Source organism: Brevundimonas diminuta (assembly GCF_022654015.1).
Lineage (GTDB): Bacteria > Pseudomonadota > Alphaproteobacteria > Caulobacterales > Caulobacteraceae > Brevundimonas > Brevundimonas diminuta_C.
The window spans coordinates 2,506,546-2,524,997 of sequence record NZ_CP073063.1 but is presented as its reverse complement, the minus strand read 5'-3'; the positions used below and the strand labels follow the sequence as shown (position 1 = coordinate 2,524,997).

Below are 18,452 nucleotides of genomic sequence, written 5' to 3'. Positions count from 1 at the left end.
GGCCGGATCAGCCTCTCTGGAAGGGATAGAAGTCGGTCCCGAGGTTCAGGATCGTCGTCAGTTCGTCCAGCGCGCTGCGGCTTTCCGTGAGCAGGTCAGGATCGGCCAGATCGGTGGGGCGCAGTTCGTCGCGGTACCAGCGCCCGGCCCAATCCGACAGACGCGCATGCAGGTCGTCCGTCAGGCGCATGGCCGGGTTCGTCGCCCCCAGCTCGGCCTCGGTCAGGACGACGCGCAGCCGCAGACAGGCCGGTCCGCCGCCGTTGCGCATCGACTGGCGCACATCGACATACTGCACCCGGCCGATCGGACCGTTGGAGGCGGCCAGCGCTTGCGCCACCGCATGGCTGCACGGGTTGTCGCGGGTCTCGGTCGGACAGATCAGGGTCAGGCGATCCTCGCCCGGCACCTGGATCAGCATGGAGTTGAACAGATAGCTCGAGATCGCATCGGCCAGCGGCAGATCGGCGGACGAGATCTCGACGAAGATCGGCTCGAACAGCCCATCGGCCACGCGGCGGATGGCGGCCTGGGTTGCGGCCGTGTCCTCGAACGCCAACTCGTGGAAGAACAGGGTGTCCAGCGCCCCGACGCAGACCACATCGTTGTGGAAGGTGCCGCCCGCGATGGCGGCGCGGGATTGCTGGGCCAGGACCGGCCGTCCGGCTTCGTGGCGGCGCACGATGGCTTCCGACGCTTCGCGCGTCTGGCGGGCGGGGAAGGGGCCGTCCCACGGCTCGAACGCCTCGCGACCCCAGACCAGCAGATTGACGCCGCGGCCGCCATGTTGGGCGCACAGGCGAACGTGGTTTGCGGCGCCTTCGTCGGCCAGATGCGCGACCGAGGGCAGGGCGTCATGGACGGCGAACCGGCTGGCGTCGGCAAACAGGGCGTCCAGCGCGCGCTTCGTTTGCCGGTGCTCCAGGCTGCGGTGCAGATTGGTGTGCAGATTGGCCGGGGTGAAATGTACTCGGCCGTCGGCGGCGTCGGCGCTGGGCGTTACGGTCGCGGCGTTGGCGGCCCACATGGGCGAGGCCGAACAGGCGGCGGCGGCGAAAGAAGGCGCGCTCCGCCAGGCCCGCTCCAGCACCTGGGCGTCCGAGCCGGTGAACCCCAGCGACCGCAGGAAGGGAATGTTCGGACGGTCATGCGGCGGCAGGACGAACTGGGGCAGACCCAGGTCCGCCAGGGTCTTCATCTTGTCGAGGCCTTGAAGCACGGCCGCGCGTGGGTTGGACGCCTCGCCCTTGTTCAGGCTGGACGCCAGATTGCCCGGAGACAGACCGGCGTAGGAATGGGTCGGCCCGATCAGACCGTCGGCGTTGGCCTCGACAGCGCTGATCATCGCAATCCCTTGATCTCGCCTTCGATGTTGGCGACCGCATCCGCCTCGAAACTGGCGACCGGATAGGCGCAATAGTCGGCGGCGTAATAGGCGCTGGGGCGGTGGTTGCCGCTGGCCCCCAGGCCGCCGAACGGCATGTCGCCGGCGGCGCCCGTCGTCGGCCGGTTGAAGTTGACCACGCCGGCGCGGATGCGGCGGATGAAGTGGTCCCAGTTTTTCGGATCATCGCTGACCAGACCGGCGGACAGGCCGTAGCGGGTCGCATTCGCCGCCTGGATCGCCGCGTGGAACGAGGCGACGCGCGTCACCGACAGGAAGGGGGCGAACATCTCTTCGTCCGGCACGTCGATCCCGGTCACGTCGATGATGGCCGGCTTGACGAAGGCGCCCGGAAGGTTGGCGACCGGCCCCGAGGCGCGGATGACCTTGGCCCCCATGTCGATCCGTTCCTGCAACGCCTTAAGCGCCGCCTCAGCCGCACGCGCCGAGATCAGCGGGCCGGCATACGGTTCGGGATCGCTATCCCACGGACCGAAGATCAGCCGGTCGGACAGGGCGGCGATGGCTTCGATGATCGCATCGCCCTGCGGCCCTTCCGGCACGATCAGGCGACGCGCGCACGAGCAGCGCTGGCCGGTGGTGATGAAGGCGGACTGCACCGCGATGCCCGCGACGGCTTCGGCGTCGGCTGCGTCCCACACGACGAGCGGGTTATTGCCGCCCAGTTCCAGCGCCAGGATGACGTGGGGATCGTCGGCGAACTTCCTGCGGAAATGCGCGCCCGCCGCACCCGAGCCGGTGAACATCAGGGCGTCGATGCCGGCGTCCAGCAGGGCCGCGCCCGTCTCGCGCCCGCCCTGGACCACATTGACCACGCCGGTGGGCAGATCGGCGGCGGCGAAGGCTTCGGCCATCACCTGACCGACCAGGGGCGTTTCTTCCGAGGGCTTGAAGACGACCGTGTCGCCCGCCAGCAGGGCCGGGACGATATGGCCGTTCGGAAGATGGCCGGGGAAGTTGAACGGGCCAAGCACCGCCGCGACGCCGTGCGGACGGTGCCGCAGGGTCGCGCGGCCGAACGCCGTGTCGCTGGTCCGTTCGCCGGTGCGCTCGTCATAGGCGCGGATCGAGATGTCCACCTTGCCGATCATTGCGGCGGCCTCGGTCTTGGTCTCCCACAGCGGCTTGCCGGTCTCGCGCGCGATGGCCTCGGCGATCTGGGGCGCGCGGTCTTTCAGCACGGCCTGATAGCGTTTGACGCCCTCGATCCGTTCGCCGCGCGGCGCATCGGCCCAGGCGGGGAAGGCGGTGCGGGCGGCGTCAACGGCGGCCTGAACCTGGGCCGGGCTGGCGGCCTCGCCCTCCCAGTTGGTGGCTTCGGTCGCGGGATCGGTGGATTTGAAGACGGTCATGATTTTACTCGCACAGGGTCTCCGTTGCGCACTTTGAGCGCGGCGGCCGTTTCGGCGGTCAGGCGAACGACGTCGCCATCGATGTCGGCCTTGGCGCGGACGGCACGGAAGGCGGCGACGCTGTCGGTCGAGATCAGGGCCGGCAACTCGGCCTCGACGCCCTCGACGATCTGAATCGTCAGACGCCGGGCATCGCGCACGGTCCGGATATTATCGCGGCCGCAAGCGACGGTCGGACCGGCGTCGAAGATGTCGACCAGACCATTGGGCCTAAAGCCCTCGCTTTCCAGCAGGGCCATGGCCGGCACGCCTTGGGGATGGACCTTGCCGATCACCGCGCGGGCCGGTTCGGGCAGCAGTTCGACATAGATCGGGTGGCGCGGGGCCAGGTCCAGGATGAACTGCTTGTCCGTCGAGCCGGTCATCCGGTCGGCGTGATCGAACTCCATCGGAAAGAATTTGTGCGCCACATGGTCCCAGAACGGGCAGGCGCCGTCGGGTGTGAAGACGCCGCGCAACTCGGCCAGCACATTGTCGGCGAACAGTTCGGGCTGGGCGCCGATCAGCATGTATCGCGACTGGCTGAGCAGACGGCCCGCGCCGCCCTTTCTCCGATCCGCCTTGAGGAACAGCGAACCGACCTCGGTCCAGCCCGTGCATTCATTGACCAGAACCAGGGTCTGGTGGTCCAGCTTTACCCCCAGCGAGGGTGACTGGACGGTGTTGTTGACGACGCGGAACGAGAAGAAGGGCCGCTTCAGCCCCACCGTCGCCTTGACCGAGCCGACGCCGTCGATGTCGCCCGTGTCGCCGTCTTCCAGCATCAGGGTGTACCAGGCCTCTTGCCAGGGCACGCGACCTTCGAAGCTCGCCTGGCTCAGCTCCAGCCGATCGGCCAGGGCGTCGGGGTCTTCAGGCAGGCTGGTGAAGCCGGGGCCGGACAGGATGGCGAGTTCCAGCAGATGATCGAGATCGGCGGGGCCGGCGGGGCGGACGACAAGCATTCTACAGGGTTTCCATCCGCAGGGATTTCAGTTTGGCCGCATCGATTTCACCCGACGCGATCTTGCACAGGATCAGAGCGCTCAGCTGCGCGCGTTCGACGAAGCTGTCGGGCCAGGCGAACTCCTGATCCGAATGGATGTCGCCGCCGCGAACGCCCAGGGTGTCGATATTGGGCAGGCCGGCGGCGTGCAGATCGTTGCCCTCGCACACCCCGCCCGACGATTTCCAGGCGATGGGCTGGCCCAGCAGGGCGCCGGCTTCCTTCACCGCCTCGAACAGGGCGGTTTGGGCGGCGTCCATCGGCTTGGGCGCACGGGTGAAGCCCCCGTGCAGATCCAGCGTCAGGCCCTCGAACGGCGGTGTCGCGGCGATGGCCCGCACGGATGCGTCGATCCAGTCGGCCGCCGCCTTGTCCGGCACCCGGATGTTGAAGCGCACCACGGCGTTGTCTGCGACGACGTTCAGCGCGCCGCCGCCGGAAATCTTGGCCACGTTGACGGTGACGCCCTCATGCTGACCGTTCAGTCCGTGCAGGGCGGCGGCTATGATGGCGGCGCCGGCCACCGCATTACGGCCTTCGTCGAAGGCGCGGCCGGCGTGGGCGGCGCGGCCCGTCACGATCAGATGATAGTTGCCGCTGCCCTTGCGCGCGCCCGCCAGCGTGCCGTCCGCCAGCGCCGGTTCATAGGTGAGGCCCACATGGCCGAGCGCGCCCAGTTCGGCCAGCAGCGGGGCGGACGCCGGCGACCCGATTTCCTCGTCGGGGCTCAGCAGAACCGTCCAGCCGACGCCGTGTTTGTCGGGATGGGTTTCGAACGCCTCCAGCGCGGCCAGCAGCACGCTGATCCCGCCCTTCATGTCGGCGACGCCCGGCCCGTTCAGGGCGCCGTCCGCCCGCGTGGTCACGGTCTGGAACCGGCTGTCGGCGGGGAAGACGGTGTCATAGTGGCCGGTCAGCACGACCTGGATCGGCGCATCCGGCCGGGCGGTGATCTTCAGCGCGTCGGCATGGGCCTCGGTCCGTGCCGAGCCGTCGTCGCCGACGGTGGTCGAAGCCTGCGTCGGGAGGCGTTCGACACGGGCGGGCAGGGCGCCGGCCGCCGCTTCCAGAACATCCAGCACAGCCTTCAGCCCGGCGGCGTTGCGGCTGCCGGAGTTGATGTTCGCCCAGTCGATGGTGCGGCCGATGATCGTCTCGCGTCGCGCGGCGACGTGGTCGAGGACGGCCTGGTCCGAGGTCAGAATCCGCATCGGCCGGACCCTAGACGCCTCGACCCCAAAGGTGAAGGTCGGGGCCTGTAAGTCATCGCCGATCACCGCTAGGTTCCGGCGCGAACAGGGACGCAAAATGACACGCAAAACGATCGACCTCTGGCTCCGCGCCATGAACCCGATGAAGCTGCCGCGCGGCATGGCCGAGGCCCAGCGTTCGGCGCGCGCTATGGTGATCGGGCTGGTCATCGCCCTGATCGTCGGCCTGATCCCGACCTGGTGGATGTTCACTTCGGGCTGGTTCGAGACGGCGATGAGCGCGGAATACGCCAAGATGGGTCTGTCGGCCGGTCAGTTGGCCATGCAGCAGGAGATGATGAAGGTCATGTGGCCCTTCGCCATCGCCTCGGGCGCGATCTTCTCCGTCCTGTTTTATGGCGTTGTGGTGGTGGTTCAGTGGCGCATGATGACGCGCGCCATCCCGATCATCATGCTGGCGCTGATCGCCTACAGCGTGGTGGCCAATCTTGGGATGCGGCTGCTGGGGACCCTGCCATCGCCGGATCTTCCGCTGTGGATCAACCTGACGACCTGGCCGGCCATGGTCGTGTCGGGCGTGATCTATGTCGCGTCGCTGCAGGGCGCCATGCTGCTGCATCGCCTGAAGCAGGAGGCTTGATGTCGGTCGTCCTCTACCACAATACGAAATGCAGCACGTCGCGCAACGCCCTCGCCTTGCTGCGCGAACAGGGCGTCGAGCCGACGGTCGTCGAATATCTGAAGACCGGATGGGACCGCGAAACGCTGGAGCGATTGGCGTCCAGAACCGGCATCGGTTTGTCCGGCCTGCTGCGTAAGAAGGAAGCCGACGCCAATGCGCTGCTGGACGCCGGCGCAGACGACGAAACCCTATTGGCCGCAGCGATCACTCAGCCGATCCTGATCGAACGTCCGATCGTCGAGACGGACAGGGGCGCGGTGATCGGCCGCCCCGTGGATCGGGTGCTGGACGTTCTCTAGCGACAAATCCGACGGGGCGGCCTAGCGGTTGCGGCCGCCCCGGTTCGGACGACGGTCGCCCGCCTCGCGGCTTTCGTGACGCCAGCGGATCGACAGGCTGGTCTGGCCCTGGCCGCCGAACTGCGAGGCGATGGCGACGTTGCGCCGAGGCTGCCATTCAACCTTGACCGCCGCACCGTTCTGCCCGCCGCCGATGACCTCCAGATAGACGTCGTCGGTGATGTAGCGACCGCCCGCGACCGTGACCGCCGAGGCGTCGCCGCCGAACGACAGCCGGTCCAGACCCGCCAGTTCGCGCAAGTTGCCGATCACGTCGAACCCGCCGCCGCCCGCCAGGGCCGCGACCCCGGCCGCCAGCTGAGCCGCCTCAAAGGCCGACAGCTGCGACGCCGAGCGTCCGAACAGCACCTGCGACAGGATTTCGTCCTGGGGCAGGGACGGAGTGGAGGTCAGGGCGATCTTGGGTTCAGCGGCCGTTCCGGTGACGTTGATCGAGGCTGTCAGGGCCGCATCTTCACGCGTCGCCGCCAGGTTCAGACGGATCTGCTTGGGATCGGTCGACAGGGTGACGCGACCCGTGTCGTCGAATACGAACCGCTTGCCCGCGAACTCATAATCTCCGCGCACCACATTGGCCGTGCCGGTCAGTTGCGGCTGGGCGATGGTGCCGCGCACACGGGCGTTCACGTCCAGGATTACGTTCAGGCCGCGCCCGTTGACCCGCACCTTGCCGCCGCTGGAACGCAGGACGATGTCCATGCCGATCTGCGGACCGCGCGCCTTCTGCTCGGTCTCCTCCGGATCGCCGCCGGGACGATTGATCTCGACCACATCCATGGAGACGATGCCGGTCGCGCCGGGCAGTTCCGGTTCGATCTTGGCCTCGTCGATGTCGATGCGGCCGCCCAGCTGGATATTGCCGTCGGCGCCGCGAACGATGGTGATCGGGCCCGAGGCGCGTGCCTCGGCGATATCGTTGTCGATGACCCGGAAGCGGTTCAGCATCAGTTGCGCGTTCGATCCCGACCCTTGGCGCAGGCCGATGCGGCCCTGGCCGGACACGGTGCCGCCCTTGCCGTCATTGGCCGTGAAGGTCTCGATCTGGGCGGCTGTGTCGTCGAAGCGCGTCCGCAGCGTCAGGTCGCTGAGCACCAGACCGACCGCATTCTCGCGATAGGAGCCTTGGCTCAGATCGAACCGGCCGTTCAGACGCGGCGCGTTCAGCGTCCCGCCGATCGTCGCCTGACCCGCCACCTGACCGGCCAGGCTGCGGTCGCCGCCCAGGAACAGGTCCCAGATCGGCTGGATCTGCCCATTGATCGACACCCGGCCCGACATTTCGCGCGTGCGGGCGATGGCCAGCCGCAGCGGCGCGGCCGAGGCCTCGACCGGTAGCACGACATCGGCGGACGCCTGAACCGCGCCTTCGTCGACCGCCGTCGCCTTGATGCTCAGCCGGTCGCCCGCCAGGGTGGCGTCCACGCGTCCGTCGACGGCCAGGCCGCGCGGCGCGTCGATGCTGCGCACGTTCTGAAGGGCGATATTGGCCGTGCCCGACAGGTCGCTGCCGGCGCCGCGCAGGGCGACCTGGCCCGTCACGCTGCCGCGCAGTTCAGGCGAGATGGAGCCCAGATCGACCCGCGTCAGGTCGGCCTGGATCGCGGCGCCGCGCGCGTCCTGTCGCAGGTCGGCCAGCAGCACGCCGCCGCCCACGCCCAGATCCAGATGCGCCGTGCGCGTGGCGCCGTTCAGGGTGATCGAGGCCGGGCTGCGGGTCGTGAACGCCACCTCACGCACCCGACCGCCGCCGCGCAGCGTCAGACCGTGCGTCGTGTTCTGACGCGAATAGACGCCCGTGCCGTTGAACTGGGCCGGGTTGGGGCCGCCCACGTCCAGCGCCAGGGTGAAGGGCAGGTTGTTCAGCGTGCCGCGCCCGTCCAGATCCAGCTTGCGAATGATCCAGCTCTGACCCGCCAGTCGAACATTGCGGCCGCTGACGTCCAGAATGGCGCTGTCCGATCCGCCGCCGTCGGTCAGCCGCACCCGTCCGTTGGCTTCGCCCGAGGCCAAGAAGGCCCCGGCGCGCGCCGAGAAGGTCAGGTCCGCGCTGGAGGGAATGCTGTCGGACAGGGCGATGGCGCCCCTGGCCGTCACGCCGCCGGCGTCCACGTCCAGATCGCTGAGCCGTATGCGCTTCCCGCCCAGGAAGAAGTTGCCCGAGGCGCGCGCCGGACCATAGTTCGAGCCGCTGACCACCGAAATCCGGCCGTCCGACGCATCCGCGCCCTTGCGGAAGCTCAGCGTCAGGTCGGCGTTGTTCAGCGTCAGCGCGCCGGCCGTGACCTGTTGGAAGCCGGCGGTCAGATCGACGCGCGGTTGGGCCAGGGTGCCGGTCAGGGCGCCGCGTCCGTTCATGTCGCCGCCGATCTCGACCGGCCCGGCCGCGAACGGCCCGCGCGCGTTCCAGTCCAGCGCCAGCCTCAGCTTGCCGGCGGTTTCGATGATGCCCTTGGCCCCCGCGCGCCCGGCCGCGCCGGTCAGTTCGCCGCGCTCGACCTCGATGCGTCCGCCGTTCAGCTTGCCGGCCAGTTGCAGGCGCGGCGTCTTGCCGAGCAGGCGATCCAGCTCGTCCAGACCCACCGTCAGATTGCGACCCCGTCCGTCGAAGTTCAGCACCCACGGCGCGCCGGCACGCGCCGACGAGGCCCGGATCGGACCGCCGAAGGCGCCGCGCGCCTCAGGCAGCACGCGCCTGGCGTCGGTCAGTTGCGCCTCGCCGCGGAAGTTCATCCCGCCCAGCAGATTGCGCGAGCCCGAGCCGTTCAGCGTCAGGCCCTGGCCCTGCAGATCGACCTTGGTCAGCAGGATGGCGCCGTCCTTCATCCGCGCCGCCCTCATCTGCACGCGCGGGGCCGGACCCAAGAGGCCCCCGATGATGCCTTCGCCTGATCCGCCGTTGGCGCGAATGTCGCCGTCCAGATCGATGCGGCCATTCTTGACCGCGACGTTCAGCGGTCCGGCGATGCGCGTGGCGCGATAGCTGGCGACATTGGCGTTCAGCAGGGTGACCTGGCCGTCCAGCGTCCAGGTCTGGGCATCGCCCTTGAACAGGCCGGAATAGGCGGCCGGTCCAGCGACATCAGACCCGACAAGCCGGCTCAGCGAGGCTGTCTGAATATTAAGGCTGATCCCGTCAGGCGAGCTGCGATCGGAGTTGCGAATCAGGCCGCGCGCCTCGGACTGGACGTTGTCGGAAATCAGCCTCCACGCCACGCCCTGGCTGGCCTTGTCCGGCGTCGGAACCATGGCGAAGCCGAACCGCGCGGTGCGGCCGATCTTGGTGACGAAGGGCGCCAGCAGGTCGGAGTTGCTGAAGTCGGCGAAGCCCGCCACGCGCGATCCCTTGTCGCCGAAATGGCCTTGGACGATCAGGGGGACGAACTGTCCCGTCTGGACCCGCGCATTGACCACATCGGCGTTCAGAACCGCGACGGCCGAGAACGGCTGATCCGGCGAATAGCCCAAGGCCCCGGCCAGTGGTCCGCCCTGGGCCTCATTGGCGCGCAGGTTCATGCGCGTGTCTTCCAGCTTGCCGCCGAAAGTCGCCGCCAGACGCAGGAAATCGCCCGGCCGGTTCAGACTGTCGGCGTTGACCGTCGCGCTCTTGGCCCCGGCGCGTGGCAGGCTGGCGTTCCCCGACAGGCTCCAACGACCGTATTCCTTGGAGAACCCTTCCATCAGTTCGATATTGGCCGCGAACTTGTCGATCCGGACCGAGATCGGCTGAGGGCTCGGCGGTTCGCCGGTGGGCGGCTCGACCACGGGCCGACGCAGGACGCGAATCGTCTCGGCCTTGATGTCGTTCGCATGGAAGCTGCGGCCCAGCAGGGCCAGATACGACCAGTCCATGCTGAGGTTGTTCGCCTCCAGCCAGATGCCCTGACTGTCGGCCAATGTGATGCGGTCGATGGTGAAATCGCTCAGCAGATCGCCCTTCAGCCCATAGACCTTCAGCCGGCCGTAACGGCTGATCTTCAGGTCCTGAAGCCGTTGCAGCACCATGTCGCGACCGCCGTCCGAGGCGATGTAATAGCGCCCTCCGACCAGGGTGGCGGCGATCAGCACCAGCAGTCCGGCCAGCACCACGCCCACGCCCAGGGCGATGCGTCTGACCAGCCCGCGACGCGGCTTTGCGGGCCACGCGGCCTTGGTCGGCGTCGTTACGTCTTCAGGCTGAGCTTCGGGCGGTGTATCGGTCAAAACGCCTGCCCGATGCTGATGTAGATTTGGAAGGCCGAGTCGCCCTCACGCTTGTTCAGCGGCATGGCGACATCCGCCCGGATCGGTCCGAACGGCAGCATGTAGCGCACGCCCACGCCCGCGCCGTAGCGCATGTTGGTCAGGTTCGGCGTCTCCTGGAAACCCACGGACCCGGCGTCGACGAAGGCGACGGCCTGGAAGCTTTGACCGATCGACTGGCGCACCTCGAACGAGGTTTCGAACAGCGACAGACCGCCCCGTGGCGTGCCGTCCGGCAGCTGCGGATTGACGTTCTGGTACGAATAGCCCCGCACCGAACCGCCGCCGCCGGAATAGAACAGACGGTCGGCCGGCACGTTCAGCTCGCTGCCGCCGACGATGGAGCCGATCTTCATGCGCCCGGCCAGGATGGTGCGATCACCCGCGACAGGGAAGTAGGCCGTGCCTTGCGTTTCGGTGCGCAGGAACAGGATGTTGCTCTCGCCGGTCACCGCCGTCGGCTGAACCGCCAGATTGACCCGCCAGCCCTTGGTGGGATTCAGCGGATCGTTGGAATGGTCGATGTAGGCGCTGGTCCGCGCGGTGATGATCGCCAGATCACGGTCAAAGGTCACGCGCTGCGGGGGCAGGGTGGTGAAATCATAGCGGGTCTCGCTGTAGCGCCCGGCGTCCAGCCCGATTCCGTAGTTGAAATAGGAGGTCTTGCCGATCCGCTGCTGCAGGTCGGCGTACAGAACCACGGCGGTGCGCAGATAGGCGTCTGTATCCTCGTTGACGACCGCCGCGCCCAGCTTCAGCGTCCGGCCGGGCCGACGCCAGTGAGGCAGGGACAGGTCGGCGCCGATCCGGCTGTCGATGTCAGCCAGTCGCGCTTCCAGCCTCAAGGTGTCGGCGCGGCCGAAGCGATTGTAGCGGGTCTGGATCACGTCCACGCCCGCGCCCTCCGCCGTCGACCAGGTGGCGCCGGCTTCCAGTACGCGACGGGGGCGGTCTTGCAGGCTGACCACGACCGGGCGATGGCCGTCGGCGGTGATCTGATCCAGTGGCGATAGTGCGACGCTGACGCCGTCATAGACGCCGGTGTCCAGCAGCCGGCGTTCCAGCTCCGCGACCATTTCGGGATCGTAGCGATCGCCCTCGTTCCACGGCGCCAGGCCCGCGACCCAGGCGGTATTGGTGCGGCCCTGGCTGGTCAGGCGCACGCCGTCCAGACGCACCAGCGCGCCGGAGGCGATGCGATATTCCGGCGCGACGGTGAAGGCCGCGTGATCCACCACGACACGGCGCGGATTGGCCTTGGCGTCGGCATAGCCGTCGCGCACCAGCGCCGCCACGGCCCGACCTTCGCCGGATATGACGTCCGCCGCTCGCCCCGGATCGCCGGCCTTCAGGGCAATGGCGTCTTTGGCCTTATCCGCCGCCTCGGCCTCTGGGGCGGGATCGGCCCACTGGATCGTCGGATCGGTCAGCAGGAAACGGCGCCCCGGTTCGACCGAAACCACCGCGATCGGCGTCTCCTGGCCCTCGACGATGTCTTCGACGACAGGCTGATAGTAGCCTTCGGACCGCAGCAGGGCGGTCGCCGAGGTCACGGCGCTTTCGGCGCGACGACGCGCCTCAAAACGGCTGGCCGGCGGGCCATCCACCTCGCCCACGGCCCGCTCCAGCGCCCGCCGCAGATCGCCGTCCATGTCGCCCCGGATTTGCGCGCGGGGTTCCGCCGCAGCTGCATGGGCGCAGGCCGAAAACGCCGCGAGGGCGACCAGCAGGGTAGGCCTGAACGTCAAACTCGATCTTTCGTCAAAAGGACGCCCCCCGGCATACCTGTTCGTCAGTAGAACAGGGTCTCGCTCTCGGGCTGGACCGACTGTTCCGACGTGCGTTCCTCAGGCGGAAGCGTCGTCGACGGCGGGGGTGTGGGCGTCGGGTCCTGAACCTCTGGCGCGGGCGGAGGGGCCTCTTCCTTGACCGGTGGGGGTGCCGGCTCGACCGACATCTCGCGATAGTCGTCGTCCGAACGCGAAGGACGGTCGTCGCAGGCCGACAGCGCGAGCACGCTTGCGGCGGCGGCCAAGACAAAAATCGAGCGTGTCATGAAAGTCCCCGGTCTCCGCCGTCCAAACGCCTGTCGCGCTAAGCTGTTCCCTTAGCGCCCAAATCTGCGTCGGTCATCCTGCGTGATCGGACCATTTTGTGACCATTTGATCCAAGGTCAGTTCGGACCTGGGGGCGGGCGGAGCAACTACGCCGTCGAAGCGGGGCGCGGCTTGCGGCAGGCCGCTTTGGAATGTTCCACGCGCCTGATTGTGCGGATGATCCGGCGCCTCGGCCAAGCTAAGCACCGGCGTGACACAGGCTTCGGTCCCGGCGAAATGGGCGCTCCAGTCGTCACGGTCTCGGCGTGCGAACAAGGCGGCAAGCCGCGCCTGCAGGGTCGGCCAGGCGGCGATGTCGTATTGAACCGCTTCGGCCGGATCGATCTCCAGGCCGGCCAGCAGCGCGGCGTAGAAGCGCGGCTCCAGCGCCGCCACCGCCACGAACCCGCCGTCGCGACAGGCGTAGCAGCGATAGAAGGGCGCGCCGCCGTCCAGCAGGTTGGATCCGCGCCGGTCGCTCCACAGTCCCCGACCCCGCAAGGCCTGGAACAGGCCGCCCAGCAGGGCCGCCCCATCCGTCATGGCGGCATCCACCACGCGTCCCTTGCCCGTCGTCCTGGCCTCCACCAGCGCGGCCAGCACCCCGACCACCAGCAACATGGCCCCGCCGCCGTAATCTCCGACCAGGTTCAACGGCGGGGAGGGCGGACGACCCGCCTCTCCCATGGCGTGCAGCACGCCCGACAGGCCGATGTAATTCAGATCATGCCCCACCGCATTCGCCAGCGGCCCCGTCTGGCCCCATCCGGTCACACGTCCGAACACAAGCGCGGGCTTTCGCGCCTGGAGGGCGTCGGGACCATAGCCCAGCCGCTCCATGACGCCGGGCCGAAAGCCCTCGATCACCGCGTCGGCCCCATCGATCAGCTGCAGGATGCGCTCGCGATCAGCCGGTGATTTCAGATCGACCGGAACGCCCGCTCGTCCCCGATGCAGGACCTCGCCTCCGACCTCGTCGAAAACCGCCGGTCCGGCCGAGGCGTCGCGCGTCAGACGCACCACCTCCGCCCCCAGGTCCGCCAGCATCATTCCGGCGAAGGTGACCGGCCCCAAGCCGTCGAATTCGATGATGCGGACGCCATTTAACGGTTTCATGCCCAATGAGTAGCAGACCGGGTCTTGACCGGAAGGCCGGATTACAACAGAAGGCGCCCTTCGACGGTTCGGGCCAGCCCGGACGTCGCGCGGTGCGTCCTTAGCTCAGTTGGTTAGAGCATCTGACTTTTAATCAGAGGGTCCTCGGTTCGAGCCCGAGAGGACGTACCATTTAAAGCCCGCTTCGGCGGGCTTTTTGCTGTCTAGGCCTTGCCTTCAGTGTGTCGCGAAACGACCGGGCGCAGTCGCATCTGCCGCGATCGGAGCGTTCGATTTGTCGAGATATTTCGACAGGGTGGCGACCAGGGCAGGCAGTTGCAGCGGCTTGGCCAGATGGTCGTCCATGCCGGCGTCGCGACACAACTGGATCTGGTCCGGCTGAACATTGGCGGACAGGGCGATGATCGGCAGCCGGCGTCCGCCGCCCTGCTCGAGGCGGCGAATCTCGCGCGTGGCCGTCAGGCCGTCCATGACCGGCATCTGCATATCCATTAGGACAAGGTCGTAGACTTCGGACTGCACCGCATGCACCGCCTCGGCGCCATCGCTGGCGGTGGCGACCTCTAGTCCCATGCCGACAAGGATCACGCTGATCAGTTCGCGGTTGGCCGGTGCGTCGTCGGCGATCAGCACGCGGCCCTCGGGCATGACGCTGAGGCGCGGCCCTTCGTCTTCCGATCCGCCCTCGGCGATGTGCAGCGGGACGGTCACCTTGAACTTCGATCCCAGGCCCGGCTGGCTCGTGACGACGATATCGCCGTCCATCGCCCGCGCCAGTCGCCGCGAGATCGCCAGCCCCAGGCCGGTGCCGCCGTAAAGCCGGGTGGTCGACCGATCCGCCTGCGAGAAACGTTCGAACAGATGGGCCTGGGTCTGAGGGCTCATACCGATGCCGGTATCGGTCACCTCGGCCGTCAGCCGCCATGCGCCGTCTGCCTCCAAGGCTCCGCCGACCGACAGGCTGACCGAGCCTTGGCTGGTGAACTTCACCGCATTGCCCAGCAGGTTCAGCAGGATCTGCCGAAGACGGGCCTGGTCGCCCATCAGGCGATCCGGCAAGTCCGGCGCAAGGTCGACGTGCAGCGCTAGACCCTTGGCGAGACACTGGGCCTCCATCATCTGGACCGTCTCGTGCGCCAAGGCGGCCGGGTCGAAACGCTGGGGCTCCAGCTCGATCATGCCGGCTTCGAGCTTGGAATAGTCCAGCACGTCGTTGATGACCGACAGCAGGGCCTCGCTGGCCGTGGCGATGCGCGCGACATAGCCCTTCTCGGCTTCGGGCAAGGCCTCGCTGGCCTTCAGCAGGTTGGAAAAGCCGATGACGCTGGTCAGAGGCGTGCGCAGTTCGTGGCTCATGTTCGCCAGGAACTCGCTCTTGGCCGCCGCCGCCGCTTCGGCCCGGTCGCGCGCGGTGACCAGTTCGTCGGCCAGGATCTTGCGATCCGTCATGTCACGAATGACAACCACCACCTCCGACGGCTTGCCCGCCTCGGCGACCAAGGCGCGGAAGGTGCATTCGACCCAGACGATCGAACCGTCGCGATGCAGGGCGCGGTGCTCCAGCCGGCACGGATCCTTGGTGTGGATGGTTCCCAGCACGGCCCGGGTCACCATCTCCCGGTCATCAGGATGGACATAGTCCATGGGCCGGCCGTTCATCTCTTCGGTGGTCCAGCCGAGCAGGCTTTCGATCGCCGGCGAGATGTATTTGCTGGTGCCGTCTGGACGAACGCGGGTGATCACATCGCCCACGTTTTCGGCCAACAGCCGATAGCGCGCCTCGTCACGCTGAGCGCGGGCGATCTGGGCCTGCTGGTCGGTGATGTCCTGAAACACGCCATAAAGGACCTTCACGACCCCGGCGTCGTCACGTTCGGCGCGCGCCTGGGTCAGAACCGCACGCTCCTCGCCATCAGCGCGGATCAGCCGGAGACGCATTTTGTAGCCATCGCCGGTCTCGGCCGAGTGTGCGATCGCCGCCAACAATCCGGGCCTGTCGTCGGGGTGGTAACGGTCGATGGCCGAATCGACCTGGGGATCGAAGGTCTTGCGATCCAGGCCGTGGATGCGGAACACCTCGTCGGACCAGTGGACCTTGCCGCTGGCCAGTTCCAACCGCCAATGACCGACCCCGGCCATGTTTTCGATCAACTCCAGCGTGCCGTGGCGCTCATCGCTGACGCGACCGACTTCCAGCGACGCGATGATGTCCTCGGCCATGGTGCCCAGGGTGCGCAGCGTCGCGATCTGGGCGTCGGAGGGGTGAGGGCGGGGCTGGCGATCCATGACGCCGAACGCGCCCAGCGGCTGACCGTCCGGGCCGCAGATCGTCACGCCGGCGTAGAAACGCAGATTGTACGGAGCCGCCACCAAGAAATGATTGCGGGCTGCGGGGTCCGCCAGGCCGTCTTCGACCACGAGGACGGCGCCCTTGCCCTGGCGCAGCAGACGGTCGCCGAGGGTGCGTTCGCGCGGCAGGCTTCGAACCAGGTCGCGATCGCTGCACCACAGGACGGCGTTCTCGCCGCTGACTAGGGTGACGACGGCGGCGGGCGCATTAAAAACCGTGCAGGCCAGTTCCGTAAGACGTTGGAACGGACCAGCGGGGGCGTCCAGGGCTTCCAGGCTCTTGGCGATGTAAGGCACGACCGAACTCCAACGACCGGTCAAAGTGACCTAAAATCAGAGAATTCTTCGTTACCGACCGCTTCCGCCGCTACGCTTTAATCACCAGCCCAAGCGTGGTCTAAGCCAACCCATGAAACGCCTTCTTCTCGCAGTCAGTCTTGTTGCGCTTTCCGGTTGCAATGCCGGTCGGTCGGCGATGGGCGGCGCCGAACAGGTCGGGGCGGGCTTCGCGGCGGCGGCGACGGCGCCGCTGGAGGACTTCAACCTGCGTCGTCAGATGATCCCGACCGTGCTGCTTCAGGCCGAAGCCAATCCCTACGATCTGCGCAATCTGAATCAGTGCACGACCATCGGCGCAGAAGTCGCACGGTTGGACGAGGCGCTGGGACCCGACACGGACGAACCGCCGCGTCAGGACGGCTCCTATCTCAGCGAGCGGGCGGCGGACGCGGCGGCCAAGGCGGCGCTGAACGCCATTCGCGACACGACGACCGACTTTATTCCCGGCCGGAACTGGATTCGTCGACTGAGCGGCGCTGAACAGCACTCAAAGCACGTTCAATCGGCCATCCAGTCCGGCCGGATGCGCCGCGCCTTCCTGAAGGGGATAGGCATGCAGCGGAACTGCGCGCCGCCGGCGGCGCCCAGCTGGTTCAGGCCGCACCCCTAGTCGTCAGCCGTTCGACGTGTGGCGGGCGTGGAAGTCGCGCCTGAACTGCTCGAACCGACCCTCGGAAATCGCCGCGCGCATGGCCGCCGTCAGCGCCTGATAGAAGGCGATGTTGTGCCAGCTCAGCAGCACCTTGCCCAGGATTTCGTCGGCGCGGATCAGGTGGTGCAGATAGGCCTTCGAATACTGCGATGACGGGCCGTCGATTGTCGGGTCTAGCGGGTCTTGGTCCTCGGCGAAGCGGGCGTTCTTCAGGTTCAGAGGCCCGTCCCAGGTCCAGGCCTGACCGTGACGACCGGCGCGGGTCGGCAGGACGCAGTCGAACATGTCCACGCCGCGATACACCGCCTCGACCAGATCGACAGGTTTGCCCACGCCCATCAGATAGCGCGGACGGTCGGGCGGCAGCATTTCGGGCGCATAGTCCAGCACCTCGCACATGGCCTGATGGCCTTCGCCGACCGCCAGACCGCCGATGGCATAGCCGTCGAAGCCGATCTCTTGAAGCTGTTCCGACGACTGGCGGCGCAGGTCCTCGAAGGTAGACCCTTGCTGGATGCCGAACAGGGCCTGGTTCTCACGCTGGCCGAAACGGGCCTTGGAGCGCGCGCCCCAGCGGATCGACAGCTCCATCGCCTTTCTGGCTGCATCCTTCTCGGCCGGATAGGCGACGCACTGGTCCAGCTGCATCGAGATGTCGGCGCCGATCCGGTCGGCCTGGATTTCGATGGACCGCTCGGGCGTCAGAACGTGTTTGGAGCCGTCGATGTGGCTGGAGAAGGTCACGGCCTCCTCCTTCACCTTGGAGATGCCGGCCAGGGACATGACCTGGAACCCGCCACTGTCGGTCAGGATCGGCTTGTCCCAGCCCATGAACTTATGAAGGCCGCCCAGCCGCTCCATCCGCTCGGGGCCGGGGCGCAGCATCAGGTGATAGGTATTGCCCAGCAGGATGTCGGCGCCGGTCGCCTTGACCTGATCCACCGTCATCGCCTTGACCGTGGCGGCGGTGCCGACCGGCATGAAGGCGGGGGTGCGAATGTCGCCGCGCGCGGTCTTCAGCACCCCGGTGCGGGCGCGGCCCTCGGTGGCGGAAATCTGGAAGGGGAAAGGCATTCAGGCGATCAGTCGTTCAAGCTGTTCGACGCGCGCCAGATCCTTGGGGCGGCCGAACAGGCGATACAGGGCGATGTGGTCCCGGATGTCCGGGACGAACAGGGGCGTGTCCTCGACGAAGACGCGGCGGCGCGAGCCGAAGGCGACCGGCGTCCAGTCGCCGCCGTCGCGGGTCTCCAGATCGGCCATGACCTCGACCAGGATCGGCTGATCCGGCGCGCGTCCGAAGACGGCGGAGCGGAACAGGCCTTCGCCCGGATCGGGTATCACCACGCCGCCCAGCGCGCCCAGCAGGCTGCGCGCATCCCGCGGCGCGCAAAGCACGTCGATATCGGGCACATGGATGTCGGTCAGGCCATAGAGCGCCATGGCCGCTCCGCCGAAAATCCACCACGGCTCGCGCAGGTCGCGCGCGGCCTCGCCGACGGCGATCAGGCCGTCTTGAAGATCATGCGGAAGGTCGTCGGGTGACACGGGGCGGGCTCGATTTCGTCAGGAGGCGGCATTTAGGCGTTCCGGTCGCGATTGACCAC

At 67.7% G+C, this 18,452-nt stretch carries 14 protein-coding genes and 1 tRNA gene; 4 read left to right on the top strand and 11 right to left on the bottom strand.

All coding sequences use genetic code 11. The annotated features are described in order from the left end of the window. Positions 1-7 precede the first annotated feature (7 nt). Genes astB through KAK88_RS12590 form a run of 4 tightly spaced genes read right to left on the bottom strand, consistent with a single transcriptional unit; the run spans position 8 to position 5,013 of the window. Complete coding sequence (gene astB / locus KAK88_RS12605) at positions 8-1,345, bottom strand: N-succinylarginine dihydrolase (protein WP_242076865.1); 1,338 nt, start codon at positions 1,343-1,345, stop codon at positions 8-10. Continuing rightward, a complete protein-coding gene (astD, locus tag KAK88_RS12600; protein ID WP_242076864.1) occupies positions 1,342-2,757 on the bottom strand; it encodes a succinylglutamate-semialdehyde dehydrogenase in 1,416 nt (471 codons plus the stop codon). The genes astB and astD overlap by 4 nt, the downstream gene beginning before the upstream one ends. Continuing rightward, positions 2,754-3,761 (bottom strand): arginine N-succinyltransferase, encoded by a 1,008-nt coding sequence (locus KAK88_RS12595; protein ID WP_242076863.1) that lies wholly within the window; start codon positions 3,759-3,761, stop codon positions 2,754-2,756. The genes astD and KAK88_RS12595 overlap by 4 nt, the downstream gene beginning before the upstream one ends. Before the next feature lies 1 nt (position 3,762). Continuing rightward, entirely contained in the window at positions 3,763-5,013 is a 1,251-nt protein-coding gene (locus KAK88_RS12590) for a hydrolase (protein ID WP_242076862.1), read from the bottom strand. Between the two features lie 97 nt (positions 5,014-5,110). Between KAK88_RS12590 and KAK88_RS12585 the strand changes: the two genes are divergently transcribed. Together KAK88_RS12585 and KAK88_RS12580 are read left to right on the top strand one after the other, a co-directional pair. Then, positions 5,111-5,653: a hypothetical protein gene (locus KAK88_RS12585; RefSeq protein ID WP_242076861.1), complete on the top strand. Its 543-nt coding sequence runs from the start codon at positions 5,111-5,113 to the stop codon at positions 5,651-5,653. Further along, positions 5,653-5,994, top strand: coding sequence for an arsenate reductase family protein (locus tag KAK88_RS12580; RefSeq protein ID WP_242076860.1), 342 nt, complete (start codon positions 5,653-5,655; stop codon positions 5,992-5,994). Before KAK88_RS12585 ends, KAK88_RS12580 begins: the two co-directional genes overlap by 1 nt. Positions 5,995-6,015: 21 nt before the next feature. Here the strand turns inward: KAK88_RS12580 and KAK88_RS12575 are convergent, their stop codons facing one another. The 4 genes from KAK88_RS12575 to KAK88_RS12560 form a co-directional block, all read right to left on the bottom strand. Further along, positions 6,016-10,254, bottom strand: a complete 4,239-nt coding sequence (locus KAK88_RS12575) for a translocation/assembly module TamB domain-containing protein (protein WP_242076859.1) — start codon at positions 10,252-10,254, stop codon at positions 6,016-6,018. After that, the gene (locus tag KAK88_RS12570; RefSeq protein WP_242076858.1) at positions 10,251-12,041 is read right to left on the bottom strand and encodes an autotransporter assembly complex protein TamA; all 1,791 of its coding nucleotides are present in this window, start codon (positions 12,039-12,041) and stop codon (positions 10,251-10,253) included. Before KAK88_RS12570 ends, KAK88_RS12575 begins: the two co-directional genes overlap by 4 nt. A 44-nt stretch (positions 12,042-12,085) precedes the next feature. After that, positions 12,086-12,349 (bottom strand): hypothetical protein, encoded by a 264-nt coding sequence (locus tag KAK88_RS12565; protein ID WP_174086312.1) that lies wholly within the window; start codon positions 12,347-12,349, stop codon positions 12,086-12,088. Between the two features lie 73 nt (positions 12,350-12,422). Further along, on the bottom strand, positions 12,423-13,505 hold the full coding sequence (locus KAK88_RS12560; protein WP_242076857.1) for a CaiB/BaiF CoA transferase family protein: 1,083 nt from the start codon (positions 13,503-13,505) through the stop codon (positions 12,423-12,425). 94 nt (positions 13,506-13,599) lie between these two features. Between KAK88_RS12560 and KAK88_RS12555 the strand changes: the two genes are divergently transcribed. After that, positions 13,600-13,676 (top strand) — tRNA-Lys (locus KAK88_RS12555). Between the two features lie 45 nt (positions 13,677-13,721). Here KAK88_RS12555 and KAK88_RS12550 read toward each other — a convergent pair. After that, entirely contained in the window at positions 13,722-16,151 is a 2,430-nt protein-coding gene (locus tag KAK88_RS12550; RefSeq protein ID WP_242076856.1) for a PAS domain-containing protein, read from the bottom strand. Between the two features lie 112 nt (positions 16,152-16,263). Between KAK88_RS12550 and KAK88_RS12545 the strand changes: the two genes are divergently transcribed. Then, a complete protein-coding gene (locus tag KAK88_RS12545; protein ID WP_242076855.1) occupies positions 16,264-16,803 on the top strand; it encodes a hypothetical protein in 540 nt (179 codons plus the stop codon). A gap of 3 nt (positions 16,804-16,806) precedes the next feature. Here the strand turns inward: KAK88_RS12545 and tgt are convergent, their stop codons facing one another. Further along, the gene (tgt, locus tag KAK88_RS12540; RefSeq protein ID WP_242076854.1) at positions 16,807-17,919 is read right to left on the bottom strand and encodes a tRNA guanosine(34) transglycosylase Tgt; all 1,113 of its coding nucleotides are present in this window, start codon (positions 17,917-17,919) and stop codon (positions 16,807-16,809) included. Continuing rightward, on the bottom strand, positions 17,920-18,393 hold the full coding sequence (locus KAK88_RS12535) for a hypothetical protein (protein WP_161638665.1): 474 nt from the start codon (positions 18,391-18,393) through the stop codon (positions 17,920-17,922). Positions 18,394-18,452: the final 59 nt, after the last annotated feature.

Excerpts from the sequence above, each read along its gene's own strand:
- KAK88_RS12565 (WP_174086312.1), bottom strand. The coding sequence starts at position 12,349 with ATGACACGCTCGATTTTTGTCTTGGCCGCCGCCGCAAGCGTGCTCGCG.
- KAK88_RS12585 (WP_242076861.1), top strand. The coding sequence starts at position 5,111 with ATGACACGCAAAACGATCGACCTCTGGCTCCGCGCCATGAACCCGATG.
- KAK88_RS12580 (WP_242076860.1), top strand. The coding sequence starts at position 5,653 with ATGTCGGTCGTCCTCTACCACAATACGAAATGCAGCACGTCGCGCAAC.
- KAK88_RS12560 (WP_242076857.1), bottom strand. The coding sequence starts at position 13,505 with ATGAAACCGTTAAATGGCGTCCGCATCATCGAATTCGACGGCTTGGGG.
- astB (WP_242076865.1), bottom strand. The coding sequence starts at position 1,345 with ATGATCAGCGCTGTCGAGGCCAACGCCGACGGTCTGATCGGGCCGACC.
- tgt (WP_242076854.1), bottom strand. The coding sequence starts at position 17,919 with ATGCCTTTCCCCTTCCAGATTTCCGCCACCGAGGGCCGCGCCCGCACC.
- KAK88_RS12590 (WP_242076862.1), bottom strand. The coding sequence starts at position 5,013 with ATGCGGATTCTGACCTCGGACCAGGCCGTCCTCGACCACGTCGCCGCG.
- astD (WP_242076864.1), bottom strand. The coding sequence starts at position 2,757 with ATGACCGTCTTCAAATCCACCGATCCCGCGACCGAAGCCACCAACTGG.
- KAK88_RS12545 (WP_242076855.1), top strand. The coding sequence starts at position 16,264 with ATGAAACGCCTTCTTCTCGCAGTCAGTCTTGTTGCGCTTTCCGGTTGC.
- KAK88_RS12595 (WP_242076863.1), bottom strand. The coding sequence starts at position 3,761 with ATGCTTGTCGTCCGCCCCGCCGGCCCCGCCGATCTCGATCATCTGCTG.